The organism is Caballeronia sp. LZ034LL (assembly GCF_031451215.1).
In the GTDB taxonomy this organism is placed as follows: domain Bacteria; phylum Pseudomonadota; class Gammaproteobacteria; order Burkholderiales; family Burkholderiaceae; genus Caballeronia.
The window spans coordinates 1,282,913-1,298,510 of sequence record NZ_JARUXR010000002.1; the positions used below are offsets into that span (position 1 = coordinate 1,282,913).

Below are 15,598 nucleotides of genomic sequence, written 5' to 3' on the forward strand. Positions count from 1 at the left end.
GAACGCTGCTTCGGCTGACTTATGGTCGTGCCAGTGCCGCGCGCTGGCTTCATCGCGCCTGCGGCTGCACGATCCGTCACCGTAGGGAGTTCACACGCATGGCTGAAGCAGACCTTGCCGAGGTCGAACGCACTGGCCGCATCGATCTGGCCGCGGCGCATCGCATCGCGGTGATGCAGGACTTGCACGAAGGCATCGCCAATCATTTCTCGCTGTCGCTGCCCGATCCGCGCGGACGCTTTCTTGTCGCGCCCTTCGGACGTCACTGGTCCGAGATCAAGGCCAGCGACTTCCTGACGCTCGACTACGATGCGCAACGCATCGCGGGAGAAGGCGTGGTCGAGCAATCGGCGCTGTGCATCCATCTGCCGATCCATCAGGCCGATCCGGTCCGGCACGCCGCCGTGCTGCACACCCACATGCCCTATACGACAGCGCTCACGCGTCTGGCCGATCAGCGTCTGCTGCCCATCGGCCAGGCGGAGCTGCTGTTGCTGCGCCATATCGCCTACGACGACGAATACAACGGCCTCGCCTACGACATCGCTGAAGGCCGGCGTCTCGCGCGGCGGCTGGGCGACAAAAGCATCCTGTTCCTCGCGAATCACGGCGTGATCGTCACCGGCCGCAGCGTCTCGCAAGCCTATGACCGGCTGTATCTGCTCGAACGCGCGGCGCGCTTCCAGATCCTCGCGTATTCCACCGGCAAGCCGCTGCGGCTGCTGTCACAGGAGCAGCAGGACCTGGTGCATCGTCAATACACCGAGCACGCGCGCGAGGGTGCGGCGTGGTCCGGGCGTCCCTATCACGTCGAACATTTCGAGGCCCTCAAGCGGCTCGTCGATCGACACAACCCTGGCTATGAACATTGAGCGACGACAGCATGACATCCAGACACGACCGACCCGCCTCTCCCAACCGTCGCAAGCTCGTGGCGGGCGGGCTTGCCGCCGCAGCGGGCTTCATGATCGGCGGCCCGGCGCGCGCCGCGACGGTGCTGCGCGTGGGCGACATGAACTCCATCGGCTGGAAGGCGTTTCTCGAGGCCTCCGGCGAAGCGAAGAACCTGCCGTATGAAATCGAATGGAGCAAGTTCCCCGCAGGCCAGCAGGAACTGCAAGCCTTCAATGCGGACGCACTCGATGTCGGTCAGACCGGCGATGTCGTGTTTCTCTTCGCCTACGCCGCCGGCTGCCCGGCGCGCGCGGTCAGCGCCATCACGTTCGCGCCGAGCTTCATTCCGCTGCTCGCGCAACGCGATTCAGGCATCAAACGCGTGGCTGACCTGAAGGGCAGGAAGCTCGCAGTGAACGCAGGCGGCGGCCCCGAACTGATGACTTACGGCCTGCTGGAAAAGGCGGGCCTCAAGCGCAGCGACGTGAATATCGTGTTCCTCGATCCCACCGCAGCGAAACCCGCGTTCGCATCCGGCGCGGTCGATGCGTGGCTCACGTGGGCGCCCTACTCCACGCTCGCCATCCAGCAGAACGGCGCATATCCGATCGCCAATCTGAGCGATGTGCCGAACCTCTTCAGCGGCAACAACTTCCTGCTGGTTCACGAGAAAGCGGCGCGCGACAAGCGCGATGCGATCCGCGACTTCCTCGCCCGCAGCGAACGCGCGCAACGCTGGGCGCTCGCCAACGTCGATGCAGCAGCGGCCGCGCTCGTCAAGGACACGAAGCTCGATCCCGCCACCGCGCGCTCCCTGCTCGCCGACTTCAAGCCGACGCCCGCACCGCTCAATGCAGACGTCCGTCGCGCGTTGCAACAGTCGGCTGACGGCTTCTATCGCTACGGGATGATCAAGCAGTCGATCGGCAATATCAGCGCGGCCTTCGACGGACAACTCGCCACCACCGCCTGAACCTTCACGGAGATTCGTCATGTCTCATCCCACGATCGCCGTCGATGCGCCTCGCGCGCCGCTCGCACGGCGCAAGCCGCGGGTTCGCTGGCAGCGCTTCGCGGTCCCTGCCGCACTGCTGCTCGCATGGGAGCTTGCCGCCACGACCGGCTTCGTCAGCGAGCGACGTTTCTCGTCGCCTTCGCAGATCGCCGCCACGCTATGGCAACTCGCAGCCAGCGGCGAGCTGGGCATGCATCTGCTCGCGTCGCTGGCGCGCGCGGGCAGCGGACTGGCCATCGGGCTCTCGCTCGGCGTGGCGCTCGCGCTGCTGGCCGGCCTCTCGCGCCGCGGTGAAGACGCCGTCGATGCGCTCCTGCAAATGGCCCGCACCCTGCCGCATCTCGCGCTCGTGCCGCTGTTCATCCTGTGGTTCGGCATCGGCGAGACGCCCAAGATTGCACTCGTCGCGCTCGGCTGCATGATCCCCGTGTATCTGAACCTGTTCTCGGGCATTCGCGGCGCCGACGCGAAGATCATCGAAATGGCGGGCACGCTCGGCCTCACGCGCACCGAACAGATCGTGCATATCGTGTTGCCGGGCGCGCTGCCTTCGTTTCTCGTCGGCCTGCGCTATTCGCTCAGCATCGCGTGGCTTTCGCTGGTGGTGGGCGAGCAGATCAATGCGTCGAGCGGCATCGGCTATCTCGCGATCAACGCGCAGAACTTCATGCGCACCGACATCATCATGGCGTGCCTGCTGATCTACGCGCTGCTCGGCCTCTTCACCGACGCCCTCGTGCGCGCCGCCGAACGGCGCCTGCTGGCATGGCGTCCCGCGGTCATCAAGGACTGAGTCATGGCGACCTACACTCCAACCGAACCTCTGATCCGCGTGCGTCAATTGACGCGGCGCTTCGGCGAACACACGGTGCTCGACCGTCTGGATCTCGACATCGAACGCGGCGCCTTCGTCGCCTTGCTTGGGCGCTCCGGTTCCGGCAAGTCCACCTTGCTGCGCACGCTGGCCCGGCTCGACAGTGCACCCGTCGGCACCGTCCGGGTACCCGACAAGCGCGCCGTCGTGTTCCAGGAACCGCGTCTGGTGCCGTGGAAGACGGTCGAACAGAATCTCGCCCTCGGCTTGCGCAAACCCGATGCACGCGCCGTGATTGCCGCGGCGCTGAAGGAAGTGGGCGTGGCGCATCGGCTCGATGCGTGGCCGCTGACTCTGTCGGGCGGCGAGGCGCAACGCGTCGCGCTCGCGCGTGCGCTGGTCCGCGATCCGAAAGTCTGGCTGCTCGACGAACCCTTCGCTGCACTCGACGCGCTCACCCGCATCCAGATGCAGCGGCTCATCGCGCAGGTATCGAAGGCGCACGACGCGACGGTGCTGCTCGTCACGCATGACGTCGATGAAGCGCTGCTGCTCGCGGACCGTGTGGTGATGCTGGAGCACGGCCGCATTGGCAGCGACATCGAGATCGATCTGCCGCGTCCCCGCCGTCCGACTGATCCCGCCTTCGCCGCCTTGCGCGAACGTCTGCTGTCCGCGCTCGGCGTGGCTGCTGAAACCGCTTGAAGCTCCTTTACCTCATTTGAAACCGTGACTACAGCCCATCTCGAACTGAGCGACCTGCGCGCACTGCTGCCGTGGGTCGCCGAACAGGAAGCCACTCCGCACCGCGACACCGCCGCCTTCAAGGCGACGATGCAGCGCCTGAAAGACGCGCGCCTGGGCGCCTTGCGCTTGCCGCGCGACCGTGGCGGCGCGGGCATCACGCTCGTGCAGTTGTTCGACTTCGTCATCGATCTCGCCGCCGCCGATCCCAACGTCGCGCATGCGTTCCGCAATCCGCTGAACTTCGTCGAAGGCCTCTTGATCGATCGCACGCGCGTGCCGGTCTACGAGACCTTCATTGATCGCGTCGCGCGCGGCGAGACGTTCGGCGCGTCGGCGACGGAACTGGGCAAGCGCAATGTCGGCAACTTCGACTACGAAACCGCCGTGACGCACGGCGCGGACGGCCTGCGCCTCAACGGCCAAAAGTTCTACAGCACCGGCAATCTGTACGCGGACCATATCCATGTCTATGCCGTCGATGCGCAAGGCAAGCCGGTCAAGGTCGTCGTGCCGGCGACCCGCGAAGGCGTGTACGTAGCGGATGACTGGGACGGTTTCGGCCAGCAGTTCACGGCGAGCGGAACGACCACGTACACCGATGTGCGCGTGACGCCCGATGAGATCATCGACAACGAGAACGTGACGAAGCTTCCTTATGTAGCGACGTTCGCGCAGCTGTATCTCTCGGCGGTGGTGGCGGGCGTGCTGCAACGCGTGGTCAAGGATGCCGCGTTGCTGCTCAAGTCGCGCGAACGCAACTTCTATCACGCGGTCGCGGAAGTGCCGGGCGACGATCCCTTGTTGCTGAGCGTGATCGGACGGCTGGAAAGCGTCGCGCATCTGGCGCGCGTCGGCGTGCTGGAAGCGACGCAATGGCTGGAACGCGGCTTCGCGAGCGCAGCTTCCGGCGATGTCTCGTCGCATGCGTTCGAGCAAGCAGCCGCGAGCACGGCGAAGACCAAGGTCGTCATCGACGATCTGGCCATCCGCGCTGCGGGGGAACTGTTCGAAGTGGGCGGTGCATCGAGCACGCGCATCGGCAAGCGGCTCGACCGGCACTGGCGCGCATTGCGCACGGTGACCGCGCACAATCCGCTGATCTACAAGGCGCTCGCGATAGGCCGTCAGGCGACGCACGACACACCGCTGCCCAACCTCTCATACTTCTGATCCTTGCAACCACGTCATCCCGCGCGCACGCGTTCACGCAGTGTCGCGTGCTCGTAGGTTTCAGGACGCAGACCGCGCCGCTTCAACTCAGGCACGACGAGATCGACGAATTCGTCCATGCAGGCCGGCAGCGCATGCGTGATGCAGATGAAGCCATCGCCGCCGCCTTCGTCCAGCAGTTTCTGCAACTGATCCGCCACCTCGGCCGCCGTGCCGACCACATGCGGCCCCTGACCCGCCGCGAAATGCCGCGCGATCTCGCCGAGCGGCGTATCCGGCGCGAAGTCCTCGGTGATGGTGGCGAGATGTCCGCGTATGCCGCTCGTCCCGCCGATATCCGGAAACGGCGCATTCGCATCGAAGCGCGAAAGGTCCGTATTGAGGAAGGCCGAGAGCATCGTCAAGCCGGCTTCCACCGTCACGTTGTCGCGGATCGCCTGCTGCTTCTGCAACGCTTCCTCGTGCGTCTGCCCGACGATCGGCACGATGCCCCACAGGATGCGCACGTCATCGGCGTGGCGTCCGGCTTGCGTCGCTTCGCCCTTCACCTTGTCGACGAACTCGCGCATGCCGCGCGCCGAATGCCGCAAGCCGAACACGAGATCCGCGTGACGGCCCGCGAAAGCGGCGCCCGCACTCGACGATCCCGCCTGCGCGATCAGCGGCCTGCCCTGCGGCGATCGCGGCACGGTGAAGCGTCCGTGGCTCGAAAAGAACTCGCCGTCGAATTTGATCTTCGCGACCTTCGACGGATCCGCGAATACGCCCGACGCACCATCCGCGACGATTGCATCCGGCTCCCAGCTCTCCCACAAGGTCTGGCACAGGCGCAGGTATTCATCGGCACGGCGATAACGCGTGTCGTGTTCATCGAGCGCCTGGCCGAACTGGCGCGCTTCCGGCTCGCCGGCTGTCGTGACGAGATTCCAGCCAACGCGACCTTCAGTCAGATGATCGAGCGTCGCGAACTGGCGTGCGACCCAGTACGGCGGCAGGAACGCGGTGCTCAAGGTCGTGATGAGCCCGACACGCTGCGTGACGCGCGCCATGATGGAAATCAGCGGCAAGGGATCGTGACGCGGACACTGCACGGCCCAGCGCAGCGTGTCGTCGCTGTCGCCGCGATAGGTCTCGTAGATGGAGTAGGAATCCGACAGGAAGATCGTGTCGATGCCGCCGCGTTCCGCCGTGCGCGCGACATGCTCCCAATACGGCGCGCGATCATAACGATAGCCCTGGAACGAGCGCGGCAGCCGCCATTGCCCGACCGTATGCGGCGACGCCGAATGCGAGAGAAAGAAGGCCAGCAGCACGGTTCGCCTCCTCGTCAGCGCGTGGACACGTTGGGGCGCTCGACGCCCAGCACATGCCGCGCGACGATGCCCTTCTGCTTGTCGACGGAATCGTGCAACGAGAGCGTGCGAGCATTGCGCCAGTGCCGGTCCGCCGCCACGCTGCGGGTGGCCGAGCGCGCGCCGCCGATCTGGAACAGGCGCGAACCCGCTTCGATCGAACTGCCGCTCGCATGCACCTTGGCCTGATAGACGGCGACGAAGACATCGGCGATATCCGCTTCGCCGCGCGTGAAGGCGTCCATCTTGCGGGCCGCCTCGGCAATCAGCGCACGGCTCGCCGAGAGCGCGATGCGCACGTCCGCGACATGCGCCTGGAGCGCCGGTTCTTCGGCCGCGCGCGCATAACCGTTGGTCGGCTTCTGCACGTGATGGATGAAATGCAGCGTGTCGTCGAGCGCCGCTTCGCCGATGCCCGCGAGAATCGCCGCGAAGCCGAGCTGATAGAACGGCGCGAAGATCGCCGCTGCCGGCACGCTGGCCGGATTGCCGACGATCTGCCGTGCATCGATAATGGTTTCATCGACAATCAATTTGCCGCTGGTCGTCGAACGCTGACCGATGCCGTCCCACGTATCCAGCACCCGCACCGCTTCATGCTTGCGCGGCAGCACCACCAGCACCGACTCGGGCGGACGGTTCGGGTCCGCGCTCACCGTCGCGCACTGAAACAGCGCGAAGCCGCAGCCCACCGAGCCCGTCGCGAACGCCTTCTCCGCTTTCACGCGCCAGCGGCCATCGGCGAGCCGTTCCGCGCTCGACTTGATGTTGATGCGCTTGTTGTCGTAAGTGAAGCGTTCGTCTGGTTCGGCGGCCGTGAAGCAGAAAGTCGCGCCTTGCTCGTGCACCGCCTGCGCCACTTCATCGACCAGCGTAGCTTCGCCCAGCAGTTCGAGCGAGAACAGCGCGCCCGTCTGCACGGTGAACAACTGCGCCGTGTTGCTGCATGCACGGGCAATCGCGGTGACGGTATCGAAGTAATGCGCGAAGCTCGTCGTGCGGCCAAAGTCCGCGCCGCCGCGTGCACGCGACAAGCCCGCAGTGAGCAAACCGGCTTCATGCAGCGTGCGAATCTGCTCGTACGGATAAGACGCGGCTTCGTCCACTTGCGCCGCACGTTGCTTCAGCAGCGGCGTCGCTACGTCGAGCGCGCGATGCAGGCGCGCGGGAATATCGTCGAAACGCGCCGGATCGATCTGGTTCATCGCCATGCTCCTCGTCTTGTTAGCGGCCTGACACGATGGTCCGGTTCCACAAGTCCTGCGCGCGTTCGTGCGCGGCCCAGAACTTGTCCCAGTTCGGGTGATAGAGCGTCTTGGCCTGCTCGGGCTTGTAGATGAGCTTGGCGGCGAGTTGCGGATCGCTGTCGATGACTGGCGTCAGCAGGCGATTGGTCGGGCCGTAGTAGAAGTCCGTCGCATTGCCGAGCTGATACAGCGCGCCATAGATCTCGTTGAGGAACTGCGCGGCGAGTTCGGGATGCGGCGTGCCCTTCACGATGTCCGCCGTCGAGGCGAACGCAATCGAGCCTTCCTTCGGACGCACCGCACGCGCGGCCTTGTAGGCGTCCTGCAGCGCATACGCGCGGCCATCGGCGATGACGGTCAGCCAGATATCGCCCGACTTGATCAGCTGTTCCGCTTGCTGCGACGTCTGCCAGAACGTGCGCGCCTTGACCTTCGCAATCTCGGCGACGGCCTTGTCGAGATTGCCTTCGTCGCCGCCATTGAGACGTGAGGTCTCGATGAGCAACGCGCGCCCCGCGCCGTTCGCCAGATCCGGCAACGCGACGTGCCCCGCGAGTTTCGGGTTCCACAGATCCTTCCACGAAGTCGGCGCGGGAATGCCCGCCTGCGCGAACTTGTCCGCGTTGTAGACGAAGATCGCCGACACGAAGTCGAAGTCCGGGCCATAGCCTTGCGCGTTCTTCGCTTCGTCGAAGGCGAAGCGCGTATTCGGCACCTTCGCCGGATCGAGCTTCTGCAGCACGCCCGCCTTGATGGCCTGCGCGCGCACGTCGCCATCGAGCAGCACGACGTCATAGGGCACGTTGCGGCCGTTCGCGGCGATCAGCTTGGCGACGTGATCGATCGACGCGCCATCGATGAACTGCACCTTCACGCCGGTCTTGTTGGTGAAGATGTCGCCCGCATACTTGATCTGCGTCTGCGTGGACTTGCCGCCCCACGACGACACACGCAACACGACGTCCTTCTGATCGGCGCCTTGCGCGTGCGCGACGTACGTGAAGAGAGAGGCGACCAGCGCCAACGCGAGTTTGCCGAATACTTTCAAAATGAGCCTTTGGTTGATAAGCAGATGGATGAAGCGCACTCAGCGCCGGGAGAACATGCGTTCGAGATGGAAGAAGCGGTTGAGCACGAGCGCGAGCACCGCCCAGAAGGCGACGATCAATGTCGACAGCGCCGTGATGGCGTTGTCGAACTCGACTTCCATCGCGTTGAACAGCTTGACGGGCAGTGTCGGGCGGCTTGGATCGCCCATGAACCACGCGACGACGACATCGTCGAAGGACAGGACGAACGCGAACAACATGCCCGCGATCACACCCGGCGCGATGAGCGGCGCCGTGATGCGCCAGAACACCTGCCAGGGCGTGGCGCCGAGGTTCTGTGCGGCTTCATCGAGCGCGTTGTCGTAGTGCGCGAAGCTGGCGATGACGGCGCGGACCACGAGCGGCAACGTGAAGACGGCCTGCATCAGCACGATGGCGGCCGTCGTCCCGTTCAGGCCGATGTCCTGGAACTGCGCGGTCAGCATGAAGAACTTGAAGCCGGCCACCGCGATGACGATGGTCGGCACACCGAGCGGCGCAACACACAGCGCATTGACGAGGCCACGGCCCGCGAAGCGCCCGCGCACGATCGACAGCGCGAGCGGCCCGCCCACGCCGGTAGCGAGCGCCGTGGTCGCCGCGCCAAGCCAGACGCTGTAGCGCAGCGCGTCGTACCAGCCGGGCGCAATGCCGCGATACCACGCAAGCGTCCAGTCGCTCGGCGGAAACGCGAGCGCCCCGCTCTTCGAAAACGATGCCCCGACGATGCCGACGAACGGCAGCAGCAGGAACACCGGCACGGCGAAGATCGCGATGCGCAGCAGCCATTTGGGCAGGAGGGAAGCGGCGGCGTTCATGTGCGCGCTCCGCTCACGCGCAGCGCGAGCCACATCGACGCAAGCGCGGCGAACATCGTGAGCATGGCGGCGGTGGAGCCGACCGGATAGTTGAGCACGTTATGCATCTGTTGATCGATATAGAGCGCCATGAACATCACGCGATGCCCGCCGAGTATTCCCGGCGTCACCAGCGCGCTGATCGCGGCCATGAAGACCATCGACGCACCCGCCGCGAGTCCGGGCCGGCACAGCGGCAGCACGACGCGCACGAAGGCTTGCGCAGGTGTCGCGCCGAGATTGATGGCGGCTTCTTCGAGCGCCGGATCGATCTTGCGGATCGCGCCGGTCAGCATCAGCACCATGAAGGGAAACTCCACATGCACCATGCCGATCAGCGCGCCGGTATAGTTGAAGATCCATTCGAGCGGCGTCTTGATGACGCCGAGCGCGAACAGCACGCTGTTGAGCATGCCGTGCTCGGTCAGCACCGGAATCCAGCCGAGATTGCGAATCACCGCGCTGATGAGCAAGGGCAGGACGGTGACGAAGAGCATCGGCGTGCGCCAGCGTGAGTGTGTGCGCGCCAGCCAGTAGCTGAACGGAAAGCCGCACACCGCGCAGATCAGCGCGGTCAATGCGCCGAAGCCCAGCGTATCGAGCAGGATATGCAGGTAGTACGCGTCCGACAGGAAGCGCACGTAGTTCGCGAGAGTCCAGGCGTCATCGACCCGTCCCAGCGAGCCGCCGCCATGCAGCGACAGCACCAGCAGATAGCCGAGCGGCGCCACGAAGAACACGCCGAGGAACGCGAGTCCCGGCAACGCGAGCGCGCCATAGGCCGCCTGCCGCCGCCGTTCGAGGGATGGCTGCGCGGGCGCACGGGCGAGTTCCGTTGCGACGAGCAGCGTGTCGTCGCTCATGCGGACACCTCGTCATGCAGCAGGACGCCGTCGCCGCGTTCCCAGCCCAGCGCGACATGCTCGCCGGGCACGGGCGCGGCGCGGCCCGTGGTGCGCACGATCAGCGGATCGCCCGCGGATGTACGGACTTCGAGATACCAGCCGTCGCCGGCATAGGTCGCCAGTTCGACGCGGCCCTGCACGCGGTTCGCCGCGCCCTCGCCCATCCTGATGCGTTCCGGCCTGAGCGCCAGCAGCAGCGGATCGCCGGGCCGTGGCGCGGGTCGGCCTTCGAGATCGACCTCGAAGGTTTCGGAGGACCTGGCCCGCACATGCAGGAGGCCGTTGCCGTCCACGTGCGACGCGGCGACTTCGAGCAGATTGATCTTGCCGATGAAACTCGCGACGTGTCGATCCACCGGCCGGTCATACAACTCCTGCGGCGAACCGATCTGGCCGATGACGCCCTGCCGCATCACCACAATGCGATCCGAGAGACTGAGCGCCTCGTTCTGATCGTGCGTGACGAAGATCGTCGTGATGCCGATTTCGCGCTGAATGCGCTTGATCTCGGCCTGCAATTCCTCGCGCAGTTTCTGGTCGAGCGCGCCGAGCGGTTCGTCGAGCAGCAGCACGCGCGGATTGATGACCAGCGCCCGCGCCAGCGCGACACGCTGTTTCTGTCCACCCGACAGTTGCTCCGGATAGCGGTCCGCATAGCCGGACAGGCGCACGAGCGCGAGCGCTTCGGCCACGCGCGTTTTGATCTCCTTGCTCGCCAGCTTGCGGATGCGCAAACCGAACGCGAGATTCTGCGCCACCGTCAGGTGCGGGAACAGCGCGTACTGCTGGAACACCATGCCTGTGTTGCGCCGGTGCGCGGGCACGCGCGTCACGTCCTCGCCGCCGATATGCACCGACCCCGCATCCGGCTGCACGAAGCCCGCGACCATGCGCAGGCAGGTGGTCTTGCCGCAGCCGCTCGGGCCGAGCAGCGTGAGGAATTCGCCGTCGCGCACGGAAAGCGAAACCGTATCGACGACAGGTGCGCCGGCATAGCGCTTCACGACATTATGCAGCTGGACAGTTGCCATGATGAATCCTTCTTCGCAAGCCGCGTTCAGATCGCGCGATGACGCGCGCCCGGATGGGTGTCACGCAGATGCGGCCCGCGTCCCGCGAACAGCTTCTCGCGCAAGGTGCCTTCCGCATAAGCAGTGCGATAACGCCCGCGGTTCTGCAACTCGGGCACCACCAGATCGACGAAGGCATGCAGGCTTTCCGGCATCACGGTGCGGCGCAGATTGAAGCCGTCGACGCCGGTTTCATCAGCCCAGGCGATCAGCTGATCAGCCACCTCGGCGGGACTGCCGACGATGAACGGTCCACGCCCGCCCGTCTGGTCGAAGCGCGTCATGTCGCGCGGCGTGATCGGCCGCCCGGCCCGTTTCGTCAGGTTCTCCACGGTCGATTGCAGCGCGTTGCTCTTCACATAGCGGATCGGTTCGTCGAGATCCATGGCCGCGAAGTCGATGCCCGTCCATCCCGACACCAGCGCCAGCTGCCCGAGCGTATCGACGTATTCCGCGTATTCGGCGTGCAGTTCGCGTGCTTCCTGCGACGTGCGCGCCACCACCACCGTTGCACCGAGATAGAGCAGAAGATCGTCGGCGGCGCGGCCGGCATCGACGGCATGCGCGCGGATGTCGCGCGCCGCAGCCGCGACGATGGCGGGCGTCTGGCCTTCGAGGAACACGCATTCGGCATGCTTGCCCGCGAACGCCTTGCCGCGTCCGGACGCACCGGCCTGGTACAGCACCGGCGTGCGCTGCGGCGAGGGCTCGACGAGATTGAAGCCATCGACGCGGAAATACGGTCCTTCATGCAGCACGCGACGGATGCGCGACGGGTCCGTGTACGGCTTGCCCGATCGCTTGTCGCGCACCACGGCGCCTTCCAGCCAGCTTCCTTCCCACAGCTTGTAGGCGGCCTCCAGGAAGTCTTCGCCGGCCGCATAGCGTTCGTCGTGCTCGCGCGCCTTGTCGAGTCCCATGCCGCGCGCCGCGCTCTCCAGATAGCCGGTGACGACGTTCCATCCCGCGCGTCCGCCGGTCAGGTGATCGAGCGTCGAGAAACGCCGCGCGAACTGGTACGGATGCTCGTAGGTCAGGTTCGCCGTCACGCCGAAGCCCAGATGCTTCGTCGCGTGCGCCATTGCGGGTACGGTCAATAGCGGATCGTGCGACGGCGATTGCGCAGCCGAGAACAGCGTGGCGTCCACGCCGCCGCCGTAGACATCGTAGATGCCGAAGACATCGGCGAGAAACACGCCGTCGAACAGGCCGCGCTCGGCGGTCTGCGCCAGCTCGACCCAGTAGCCGAGCGTGTTGTGTTCGAGCGAGCGGTCGCGCGGATGCCGCCAGAATCCGGCCCACGAATGCGCCGGCGCATTCATGTGAAACGCGTTGAAATGCAGATGTGTGGTCATGTGCGGGCCTGCGGTCAGCGGTCAGCGATCAGCGCCGACGAATTCGGAGCCATACAGACTAGAAGCGCGCCGGCCTGCAACCAACCAACTATGTCTGCTAAGGAAAGCGCGTCGCGGCTGCATTGGGCATCGCAGGCCGCATGGATAACTTAGCCACGCGAGGCTCCGAAGCTTTCGCGAAATCATCCGTTGGTTCCGTTCACGCGCAGCAGCACCATGGCAGGCTTTCAGCCACGGTGACTTCAACCATGTCCAGCCAGGATCAGGAACACTTCAAAGACCGCGTGTACTGGGTCACGGGCGCTTTCGGCGCGCTCGGCGCGGCCACCGTGCGGCGGCTCGCCGAGGCGGGCGCGCACGTGGTGGCGTCGTCGCGTCATGTCGACGACACGCTGTTCGCCGACTTGCCGCGCGTCGTGCCCTTGTCGGTCGATGTCGCCGACGATGCGCGCGTGCGCGAAGCATTCAGGCAGATCGAAGAGCGCTTCCAGCGTCTGGACGGCCTCGTGTTGAGCACGAATGTCGGCGCGTTCGGCGATTTCCTCGACCTCACCGACGCCGACTGGCAACGCGTCATCGATGCGAAGCTGCTCGGCTCCGTGCGGCCCATACGCGCTGCGCTGCCGCGCTTCATCGCGCAGGGCAAGGGGGCGATCGTCGCGATCTCGGGACGCGGCGGCATCGCGCCGCCGCCGAATCACTTTCCGGGTTCGAGCGTGAATGCGGCCCTCGACTTGCTCGTACAAGGACTCGGGCGCAAATACGGGCCGCATGGCGTGCGCGTCAATGCCGTCGCGCCAGGGCCGATCCAGTCGCCGCGTTTCGCGTCGATGGCGTCGGGCCAGAACGACGCGGAACCCACGCGTCTCACCGCACTCGATGGCCCGGGCACGCCGGAAGACGTCGCGTCGGCGGTCGCTTATCTGCTGTCGGATGAAGCGCGCTTCGTCACCGGCACGCGGCTGTATGTGGATGGCGGCGGGCCGCCCTATGCGTGAGGCATGGTCTGATTACCGAACGATCAGCCGCCGAAGCGCGACATCGAGAAAGGATCGAGTTCGGGCGCGGGCTCGCCATGAATGGCCTTGGCCAGCAGACGCCCGGTGGTCGCGGAGCCCGTCAGTCCGAGGTGCCCGTGACCGCAAGCAAGCCATAGCCCGGCGTGACGCGGCACCGCGCCGAGCACCGGCATCGAGTCCGGCATGCAGGGCCGGTGGCCCATCCAGGTGCTCGATCCGCCGAGCAGATCGAGCGCGGGCAAGCCTTCCTTCGCATGCCGCGCCAGCAACGCCGCGCGGCGCGGATTCGCTTGCCGCACCAGTCCGCCGAATTCCACCGTGCCCGCGATGCGCAGGCCGGTGTCCATCGGCGTGATGAAGACCTTGCGGTCAGTCAGCACAATGGTGCGCGACAGGCGCGTGCCGCTCTCCGGCACGTGGACGTGATAACCGCGTTGCGACTCCAGCGGCACACGCACGCCAAGCGGCGCGAGCAATTGCGTGGACCAGGCACCCGCCGCCACAACCACGTCACGGGCGAACAAGGTCGAATCGTCGGCGAGGGTCAGCGCCCAGCCTTGCAAATCGGGACGCAGCGCTTTCACTTCGGTGCGCCTGAAGCTCGCGCCCGCCTGCATGACGGCGCGTGCAATCGCAAGCGCATAGCCGTGCGGATTGAGCACCGAGTGATCGTTTTCGACGAACAGGCCCAGCGTGTAGTCCGGTGAAACGTCGGGCTCCATGTCCTGAATCGCGCCGCCCGACAAACGCGTGAGCCTTGCGCCGTGTTCTGTCTTGAGCGCCCAGCCGAGCGCATCCTTGGCCAGTTGCGCATCCGAGCGGTAAAGGTGCAGCTGTCCCGTCGTCCGCAGGCCGGATGCATAACCAGCCTCTTCCGCGAGTTGACGGTGATCCGCTTCGGCACTGGCGAAGAACGCACTCAGCGAGCCCGCGATCTCGCGTACGCGGCCTTCACCCGCCGATCGCACGAAACGCCAGAGCCAGCCCGCTGCATGCGGCAAGTAGGACGGCGGCAGATAGAGCGGGCCGTCTTCGTCGCGCAGCATCGACATGGCGTTCTTCAACACGCCCGGCATGGCCAGCGGCGCGACCGAGTGGTAAGAGAGCGCGCCGGCATTGCCCATGGAACATTGCGATGCAGGCTCGGCGCGATCGATCAGCGTGACGCTGCGGCCCCGCTTGCGCACATGATGCGCGACCGCCAGGCCAACGATGCCTGCGCCGATGACGGCGACGTCAGTGGCAATGGAAGAGGAAGGCGTGCTGTGCATCGAAGAGAGAAAGGTGAACGCGTCGAGCAGGACTCTAGCATCGACGCGTCACCACCACTGCTCCGACTTACTGCACGCCCTTCGTTGCCGCCAGATCCTGCGCCATCTTCAGATGCTTCTGGATGGTGGGCAGCGCCTTCTGCGCGGCCTTCTTGAGATCGGCGTTCTGGCCTTCCTGCGCTTCCTTCTGGAATGCAGCAACGGCCTTCTCGTGCCCTTCCACGCCGACCTTCTGGATATACATCTTGTCGAACTCCTTGCCCTTCAGCGGCTTGAGCGCATCGATCACCGAGGTATCCGAGTTGTCCTTCGGCACCGCGACACCATGCGGCGCGGCCATCTTGAGCTGCAACGTCAGCTTCGTATGGTCGATCATCATGTGATGCGCGAAGTTCTTCACGTCCTTGTCCTGCGACTGGCTTGTCGCGAGCTTGGCGGTATCGATCTCCGTGGAGCTGGATTGGGTGGCGGCCTGGACGAAGGCCTTGTCGACTTCAGGCAGATCGTTGGCCTGCGTGGTGCTTGCGGCCTGCGTTTGCGCCATGGCGGCAAACGGCGTCATGCCGATCAGCGCGGAAGCACACAGGGTCATCAGGGCGGGGCTGGCTTTCATGAGAGTCTCCTCAGTTGAACATTCACGGTAGTCCCCGTGCAACAGCAATGGGAATGCCACGTCGCGTACGTTGTGTACGTGCTGCCTCCGGTTCGGCTTACCGGCGAAAAAAAAGCCCGCTGAACCACCGCGGGCCAAGCCATCAACAACGTCACGTCCCGGAGCGGGGACAAGCACTGTC

Annotated in this window: 15 protein-coding genes; 6 read left to right on the forward strand and 9 right to left on the reverse strand. The window is 65.5% G+C overall.

Annotated elements, in window-relative coordinates:
• Positions 1–98 precede the first annotated feature (98 nt).
• From QCE83_RS20350 to QCE83_RS20370, 5 genes are read left to right on the forward strand one after another with little or no spacing between them, the layout of a single operon-like run.
• Entirely contained in the window at positions 99–872 is a 774-nt protein-coding gene (locus tag QCE83_RS20350; RefSeq protein WP_309814940.1) for a class II aldolase/adducin family protein, read from the forward strand.
• An 11-nt stretch (positions 873–883) separates the two neighbouring features.
• Positions 884–1,867 (forward strand): aliphatic sulfonate ABC transporter substrate-binding protein, encoded by a 984-nt coding sequence (locus QCE83_RS20355; RefSeq protein ID WP_309814944.1) that lies wholly within the window; start codon positions 884–886, stop codon positions 1,865–1,867.
• Between the two features lie 19 nt (positions 1,868–1,886).
• On the forward strand, positions 1,887–2,702 hold the full coding sequence (locus tag QCE83_RS20360; protein WP_309814946.1) for an ABC transporter permease subunit: 816 nt from the start codon (positions 1,887–1,889) through the stop codon (positions 2,700–2,702).
• A 3-nt stretch (positions 2,703–2,705) separates the two neighbouring features.
• Positions 2,706–3,428 (forward strand): ABC transporter ATP-binding protein, encoded by a 723-nt coding sequence (locus QCE83_RS20365; protein ID WP_309814951.1) that lies wholly within the window; start codon positions 2,706–2,708, stop codon positions 3,426–3,428.
• Positions 3,429–3,452: 24 nt separating this feature from the next.
• Positions 3,453–4,640 carry an acyl-CoA dehydrogenase gene (locus QCE83_RS20370; protein WP_309814955.1) on the forward strand — a complete coding sequence of 396 codons (1,188 nt, stop codon included), beginning with the start codon at positions 3,453–3,455 and terminating at the stop codon, positions 4,638–4,640.
• A 14-nt stretch (positions 4,641–4,654) separates the two neighbouring features.
• Here QCE83_RS20370 and QCE83_RS20375 read toward each other — a convergent pair whose 3' ends face one another.
• The 7 genes from QCE83_RS20375 to QCE83_RS20405 are packed head-to-tail and all read right to left on the reverse strand — an operon-like array spanning position 4,655 to position 12,514.
• Entirely contained in the window at positions 4,655–5,953 is a 1,299-nt protein-coding gene (locus tag QCE83_RS20375; RefSeq protein WP_309814958.1) for an NtaA/DmoA family FMN-dependent monooxygenase, read from the reverse strand.
• A 14-nt stretch (positions 5,954–5,967) separates the two neighbouring features.
• Positions 5,968–7,197 (reverse strand): acyl-CoA dehydrogenase family protein, encoded by a 1,230-nt coding sequence (locus tag QCE83_RS20380; protein WP_309814961.1) that lies wholly within the window; start codon positions 7,195–7,197, stop codon positions 5,968–5,970.
• Positions 7,198–7,216: 19 nt separating this feature from the next.
• Positions 7,217–8,287, reverse strand: coding sequence for an ABC transporter substrate-binding protein (locus QCE83_RS20385; protein WP_309814964.1), 1,071 nt, complete (start codon positions 8,285–8,287; stop codon positions 7,217–7,219).
• A 39-nt stretch (positions 8,288–8,326) separates the two neighbouring features.
• Positions 8,327–9,145: an ABC transporter permease gene (locus QCE83_RS20390; protein ID WP_309814967.1), complete on the reverse strand. Its 819-nt coding sequence runs from the start codon at positions 9,143–9,145 to the stop codon at positions 8,327–8,329.
• Entirely contained in the window at positions 9,142–10,047 is a 906-nt protein-coding gene (locus QCE83_RS20395; RefSeq protein WP_309814970.1) for an ABC transporter permease, read from the reverse strand. The genes QCE83_RS20390 and QCE83_RS20395 overlap by 4 nt, the downstream gene beginning before the upstream one ends.
• Positions 10,044–11,120: an ABC transporter ATP-binding protein gene (locus QCE83_RS20400; protein ID WP_309814973.1), complete on the reverse strand. Its 1,077-nt coding sequence runs from the start codon at positions 11,118–11,120 to the stop codon at positions 10,044–10,046. The genes QCE83_RS20395 and QCE83_RS20400 overlap by 4 nt, the downstream gene beginning before the upstream one ends.
• A 26-nt stretch (positions 11,121–11,146) precedes the next feature.
• Entirely contained in the window at positions 11,147–12,514 is a 1,368-nt protein-coding gene (locus QCE83_RS20405) for an LLM class flavin-dependent oxidoreductase (RefSeq protein WP_309814976.1), read from the reverse strand.
• Between the two features lie 248 nt (positions 12,515–12,762).
• Between QCE83_RS20405 and QCE83_RS20410 the strand changes: the two genes are divergently transcribed.
• Entirely contained in the window at positions 12,763–13,512 is a 750-nt protein-coding gene (locus QCE83_RS20410) for an SDR family oxidoreductase (RefSeq protein WP_309814978.1), read from the forward strand.
• A 23-nt stretch (positions 13,513–13,535) separates the two neighbouring features.
• Here QCE83_RS20410 and QCE83_RS20415 read toward each other — a convergent pair whose 3' ends face one another.
• Positions 13,536–14,804: an FAD-dependent oxidoreductase gene (locus QCE83_RS20415; protein WP_309814980.1), complete on the reverse strand. Its 1,269-nt coding sequence runs from the start codon at positions 14,802–14,804 to the stop codon at positions 13,536–13,538.
• Positions 14,805–14,871: 67 nt separating this feature from the next.
• Positions 14,872–15,396, reverse strand: a complete 525-nt coding sequence (locus QCE83_RS20420) for a DUF4142 domain-containing protein (RefSeq protein ID WP_404985237.1) — start codon at positions 15,394–15,396, stop codon at positions 14,872–14,874.
• Between the last annotated feature and the right edge of the window lie 202 nt (positions 15,397–15,598).

Excerpts from the sequence above, each read along its gene's own strand:
- QCE83_RS20350 (WP_309814940.1), top strand. The coding sequence starts at position 99 with ATGGCTGAAGCAGACCTTGCCGAGGTCGAACGCACTGGCCGCATCGAT.
- QCE83_RS20355 (WP_309814944.1), top strand. The coding sequence starts at position 884 with ATGACATCCAGACACGACCGACCCGCCTCTCCCAACCGTCGCAAGCTC.
- QCE83_RS20360 (WP_309814946.1), top strand. The coding sequence starts at position 1,887 with ATGTCTCATCCCACGATCGCCGTCGATGCGCCTCGCGCGCCGCTCGCA.
- QCE83_RS20365 (WP_309814951.1), top strand. The coding sequence starts at position 2,706 with ATGGCGACCTACACTCCAACCGAACCTCTGATCCGCGTGCGTCAATTG.
- QCE83_RS20380 (WP_309814961.1), bottom strand. The coding sequence starts at position 7,197 with ATGAACCAGATCGATCCGGCGCGTTTCGACGATATTCCCGCGCGCCTG.
- QCE83_RS20390 (WP_309814967.1), bottom strand. The coding sequence starts at position 9,145 with ATGAACGCCGCCGCTTCCCTCCTGCCCAAATGGCTGCTGCGCATCGCG.
- QCE83_RS20395 (WP_309814970.1), bottom strand. The coding sequence starts at position 10,047 with ATGAGCGACGACACGCTGCTCGTCGCAACGGAACTCGCCCGTGCGCCC.
- QCE83_RS20400 (WP_309814973.1), bottom strand. The coding sequence starts at position 11,120 with ATGGCAACTGTCCAGCTGCATAATGTCGTGAAGCGCTATGCCGGCGCA.
- QCE83_RS20405 (WP_309814976.1), bottom strand. The coding sequence starts at position 12,514 with ATGACCACACATCTGCATTTCAACGCGTTTCACATGAATGCGCCGGCG.
- QCE83_RS20410 (WP_309814978.1), top strand. The coding sequence starts at position 12,763 with ATGTCCAGCCAGGATCAGGAACACTTCAAAGACCGCGTGTACTGGGTC.
- QCE83_RS20415 (WP_309814980.1), bottom strand. The coding sequence starts at position 14,804 with ATGCACAGCACGCCTTCCTCTTCCATTGCCACTGACGTCGCCGTCATC.
- QCE83_RS20420 (WP_404985237.1), bottom strand. The coding sequence starts at position 15,396 with ATGACCCTGTGTGCTTCCGCGCTGATCGGCATGACGCCGTTTGCCGCC.